Annotated in this window: 2 protein-coding genes and 1 pseudogene; 1 reads left to right on the top strand and 2 read right to left on the bottom strand. The window is 57.5% G+C overall.

The window, feature by feature from the left end; genetic code table 11:
* Window positions 1-242 precede the first annotated feature (242 nt).
* Window positions 243-896, bottom strand: coding sequence for a guanylate kinase (gene gmk, locus GG26_RS13570; protein WP_011431478.1), 654 nt, complete (start codon window positions 894-896; stop codon window positions 243-245).
* Window positions 897-990: 94 nt separating this feature from the next.
* Window positions 991-1,260: an extracellular matrix/biofilm regulator RemA gene (gene remA, locus GG26_RS13565; RefSeq protein WP_011431477.1), complete on the bottom strand. Its 270-nt coding sequence runs from the start codon at window positions 1,258-1,260 to the stop codon at window positions 991-993.
* A gap of 107 nt (window positions 1,261-1,367) precedes the next feature.
* Here remA and GG26_RS13560 point away from each other — a divergent pair.
* A pseudogene (locus GG26_RS13560) lies at window positions 1,368-1,584 on the top strand (RNA-guided endonuclease TnpB family protein); the annotation flags it as partial.
* Window positions 1,585-1,731 lie beyond the last annotated feature (147 nt).

Genomic DNA, 1,731 nt, shown 5'->3' with positions numbered 1-1,731 from the left:
AGTGGCTAGCGGGCTTTTCCGCCCCGCACTCAAGTGCGGGGCTACCAAGCTATCCCTTTGTGTGTAGGGGCGTCTTGACAGCGCCTTCGCGATTCCGGTTGTGGACTGCGTGAGAATTCCCCGACTTGAGTCGGGGGAGTGTCAAAAAGCACTTGGCGTGGATGCCGAGGCTTGTGTCGCCGTTTTTTAGTTAAGAAAAAGACGCGAGCTCTCGGAAAAAAGCGCGTAGAGTCGCAGAGCTCCTAGGATTGCCCCTTCCCTGGAGAGGGAGGATAAAGCAAGGCTTCCAGCTCCTGTAGAGCCTGCTCTAGATTGTCGTTGACGATCACGTAGTCGAATTCGTCTTTGGCATCCAATTCTTTGCGAGCCTGTTGCAGACGGCGTTGGATGCTGGCTTCAGAGTCTTGTCCGCGTTCGCGAATGCGGCGTTCGAGCTCTTCTAGCGAGGGAGGAGACAGGAAGATGCGAATGGCATCGGGACACTGTTGTCTCACCTGGCGGGCCCCGGCCAGTTCAATTTCCAGAAGCACATCCTGACCCTGGCTGAGTTTTTGGAACACGATCTCGCGGGGAGTGCCGTAAAAGTTACCTGCGTACTGGGCCCATTCCAACAACTCATCGGCTTCAATCAGGTTGAGGAACTCCTCGCGAGTGCGGAAGTAGTAGTTGACGCCTTCCTGTTCCCCAGGGCGGGGGGGGCGGGTGGTTACCGAGACAGAAAAGTACAGCTCAGGGTGGCGCTGGCGCAATTGGCTGACCAGAGTGCCTTTGCCCACCCCACTGGGCCCTGTCAAAACCACCAGGCGACCGCGAGTGGCAGGAGGCCGAGGGGCTTCCTGTTGCTGCAGGCACTCAGGGGGAGTTGGCGAGGAGAGCGTAGTGGAAGAAACTGCCATAGGCGGAGAGCGACAAAGGACGGCTGGACAGTTGGCTGGTTTGGTTTGTTTTAGGATATCTCACTCTCGGCCTCGCAGGCTGCTTGTGAGGCCCTTACTCAGGTTCCTCCGGCGCACCGACTTTGGCAGTAAGGAAGCGGTTGGCAACGGTTTCCGGCTGAATGGCCGAGAGGATGACGTGCCCGGAATCGGTGATGATTACGGCGCGGGTGCGGCGACCGTAGGTCGCGTCCACCAACTGGCCTCTTTCGCGGGCGTCGCTAATGATGCGTTTGATGGGAGCTGACTCAGGACTGACAATGGCGATAACGCGCCCGGCGGCGACGATATTGCCAAAGCCGATGTTGATTAGGCGAGTATCCATGGTTAATCAGCCAATCTAGCGCCTGTCCGGCCAGCAGCCTTCATCTGAATGCGCGGGACACCCCACCGTCTATACGGTGGGGAGCGATAGCGCCTAATATAACCAGCATGACCCAAGTCCTGACTATCTTCTGCAAGCTCAAGGTATCTGCCTCGCAAGCCACAAAGCTGGATGCAACTTTGGATGCCTTTGCCCAGGCCTGCCAACCAAAACACGCCAGAGAAGATAACCAACGCTCTTCAGCTTCAGTCTCTGAGCGACCGCGAAATCCATGCACGGTTTGGGCTGTCCAGCAACTTGGCTGTGCAGGTATGTAGGTCCATCCCCCCGTATACGGGGGGTGTGGAGGGCGGTTGGAGCCGGGTAGTTTACCCTTTTTCCCAAGAAAGTGCAGGTATTAGGCAGCAAGCCGTTCTGTGACATCCTCTCCCGCTAAGCCCTGACGGGCTGTAGACGGGAGCTTCCGAGAAT

It is taken from the genome of Synechococcus sp. 'PEA 65AY6A-5F PE A' (genome assembly GCF_047462575.1).
In the GTDB taxonomy this organism is placed as follows: Bacteria; Cyanobacteriota; Cyanobacteriia; order Thermostichales; family Thermostichaceae; genus Thermostichus.
The sequence above is the reverse complement of the archived record's forward strand: the minus strand, read 5'-3'. Positions and strand labels throughout refer to the sequence as shown.

Coding starts and splice junctions, on each gene's coding strand:
- gmk (WP_011431478.1), bottom strand. CDS start 896: ATGGCAGTTTCTTCCACTACGCTCTCCTCGCCAACTCCCCCTGAGTGC.
- remA (WP_011431477.1), bottom strand. CDS start 1,260: ATGGATACTCGCCTAATCAACATCGGCTTTGGCAATATCGTCGCCGCC.